4 protein-coding genes are annotated in these 2459 nt (G+C 63.5%); all 4 read left to right on the top strand.

Annotated features, from left to right (window positions below; all coding sequences use genetic code 11):
* The first annotated feature begins 176 nt into the window (after window positions 1-176).
* Window positions 177-1025, top strand: a complete 849-nt coding sequence (cas4a, locus tag ACP5J3_RS13180; protein ID WP_428496107.1) for a type I-A CRISPR-associated protein Cas4/Csa1 — start codon at window positions 177-179, stop codon at window positions 1023-1025.
* A complete protein-coding gene (gene cas1 / locus ACP5J3_RS13175) occupies window positions 1006-1893 on the top strand; it encodes a CRISPR-associated endonuclease Cas1 (RefSeq protein ID WP_428496106.1) in 888 nt (295 codons plus the stop codon). Before cas4a ends, cas1 begins: the two co-directional genes overlap by 20 nt.
* Window positions 1881-2156: a CRISPR-associated endonuclease Cas2 gene (cas2, locus tag ACP5J3_RS13170; protein ID WP_428496105.1), complete on the top strand. Its 276-nt coding sequence runs from the start codon at window positions 1881-1883 to the stop codon at window positions 2154-2156. Before cas1 ends, cas2 begins: the two co-directional genes overlap by 13 nt.
* The coding region (cas4, locus tag ACP5J3_RS13165; RefSeq protein WP_428496104.1) for a CRISPR-associated protein Cas4 at window positions 2137-2459 on the top strand (323 nt) is incomplete at its 3' end. The genes cas2 and cas4, both read left to right, overlap by 20 nt.

Raw genomic sequence — 2459 nt, 5'->3', positions numbered from 1 at the left:
ATGCCACGCAGAAGGAAATAATCATCTACGGGTCCTAGACGTGCAAGAGCCCGCATGACAAGCCTCGACTCGAACCCCACAGTGACAGCCAGCCGCATTAAATTGCAGATACCTGCAAATTAAAATCTTCCCCCTTGCAGAATGTAAAACATTAGAAACAACTAGATCAAAACTTTGTGTTAACCCTACTCGAAATCGCCAGACTCCTAAAAAGAGCCAGGGTAACCACCGGACCCGTCGAGGTATCCCCCGACCTACGTGGTTGGGCCTACGACAGGCCGCCAGTCAAGCCCCCCGCCTACCTCGGGCTAGCCCTCTCAGACTTCGCCTACGGCTACTGCCCCACGGGACGCAACCTCTACCTCAAATACGTCACTGGCGAGAGGCCCGCCGCAAACAAAACCCTCGCCGAGGGCCAGGCGTTGCACGCCGCGCTGTTCAAAGCCGTGGAGGACTTCAAGAAATACGCCTACGCCGGGGCGCCCATGTCCCCCTCCCTAGAGGGCGTACCCGAAGACGTGAGGCCTAAGGCAGAGGCGCTGTACAAATACGTCGCCTCTAGACTACTCGGCGAGCACAGCTACGCCCACGCCGCCAGGCTCGCCCGCGGCCGCGACGCCGCCGCCTTCTACGCCGCCCCAATAGCCACACAGGTAGTCGTCGACGGGGCACCCCTCGGCCTCGGATACGTGGTGGCCGACGGCGTCGCTCTCGGAGCCGTGGTGGAGTTCAAATTCGGCCCCTCCCAAAACGTGGAGGCCGCCTTGGCGGGATACGCCATGGCCATAGAGGCGGAGTGGGGGGTGCCCATAGACTACGGCATACACGTCCAGATATCCGTCAACGCCGCGGTGGAGTACCGAGCCGTGGCGCACCCCCTCGGCGACGCCGCCCGGGCTAAGTTCCTCGAGGCGAGAGACGAGGCAATAGACATAGTAGCCTCCGGACGCGACCCCGGCGCCGCGCCGGAGTGCCCCCGGACGTGCCCATTCTTCCACATATGCCATGCAGATCGCAGTCGCTAGCTACGGAACCCGGATAAGAGCCAGGCGGGGCCTGCTCGTCGTCGAGAGCCCCGGCGCCAGGAGGGAATACCCCCTCCACGAAGTAGACGAGGTGCTGTTGCTCACCGGCGGGATATCCATCTCCACAAAAGCCCTAAGGGCGTTGCTGAGGGCCGGCGCCACCGTCGCCGTGTTCGACCAGAGGGGGGAGCCCATCGGCATATTCATGAAGCCCGTGGGCGACGCCACCGGGGCCAAGAGGCTCTGCCAGTACAAAGCCGCCGCAGACGGCAGAGGGCTTGAGTTCGCCAGGAGGTGGATCTGGAGGAAGATAAGAGGCCAGCTGGAGAACGTCCGCACGTGGCGGAGGAGGCTGGCCCGGTACAGCCAATACGCCGAGCAGATCAGCAAGGCCGCCGACGCGGCGGCCCGCGCCCCCGACGCCAGGGCTCTGATGGAGGCTGAGGCCGCGGCCGCTGAGGCCTACTGGGCCGCCTACAGAGAGGTAACCGGCTTCCCAGGCCGCGACCAGGAAGGCCGAGACCCCGTAAACGCCGGCCTCAACTACGGCTACGGCATATTAAAAACCCTCTGCTTCAAATCCCTACTCCTCTCCGGCCTAGACCCCTACGTAGGCTTCCTACACGCGGACAAGTCCGGCAGGCCCTCCCTAGTCCTAGACTTCATGGAGCAGTGGAGGCCCCGCGTCGACGCCGCGGTGGCCAAATCCGCCGAAGAGCTTGAGGTGGAAGACGGCCTCCTCACCCACAAGTCCCGCCTCGCCGTAGCCGCCGCGGTGCTGGAGGAGCTCGGCGCCGGGAGAAGCCCAATATCAGCCGAAATACACAGAGAAGCAAGGCACCTGGCGAAGTCCCTATGCACATCCTAGTGGTGTACGACATAACCGAAGACCACGTGAGAAACAAGGTGGCGGAGGTGCTGAGGTCATACGGCCTAGCCCGCGTCCAGAAGTCAGCCTACATAGGCCGCCTCCCCCCGGCCTACGTCAAGGAGCTCGCCGAGAGGCTCGCCAGAGCCGTCAGAGGCGCCAACGCAGACATAATAATCCTCAAAATAGACAGAAAGACGCTGGAAACCATGATAAGAATAGGCCCACCCCCACCCAGCGGCCGTGGCCCAGCTCTGCATTAACCCAGCCCTCATCAGGCAGTACCTCTACTGCCCAGCCGCCGCCTACTACATCATAACGGGCGCCGCCGAGCCCCCCACCGAGAGGATGAAGAAGGGAAAGGAAACCCAGCGCGAGGCCGTGGAGGCAGTCGCCAAGGCCCTCGGCGCCGACCGCGTCGAACACAGCCCACGCCTAGAAGGCGCCGGCATATGCGGCGTCGTCGACGCCGTGCTGTGGATAGGCGGCCGCCCAGCCCCCCTCGAAGTAAAGCTAGCCAAACCCCCACGCACAGTCCCAACCCCCCACAAAGCACAGGCCGCCGC

The organism is Pyrobaculum sp., from assembly GCF_049971835.1.
In the GTDB taxonomy this organism is placed as follows: Archaea; Thermoproteota; Thermoprotei; order Thermoproteales; family Thermoproteaceae; genus Pyrobaculum.
The sequence above is the reverse complement of the archived record's forward strand: the minus strand, read 5'-3'. Positions and strand labels throughout refer to the sequence as shown.

Excerpts from the sequence above, each read along its gene's own strand:
- cas1 (WP_428496106.1), top strand. The coding sequence starts at position 1,006 with ATGCAGATCGCAGTCGCTAGCTACGGAACCCGGATAAGAGCCAGGCGG.
- cas2 (WP_428496105.1), top strand. The coding sequence starts at position 1,881 with ATGCACATCCTAGTGGTGTACGACATAACCGAAGACCACGTGAGAAAC.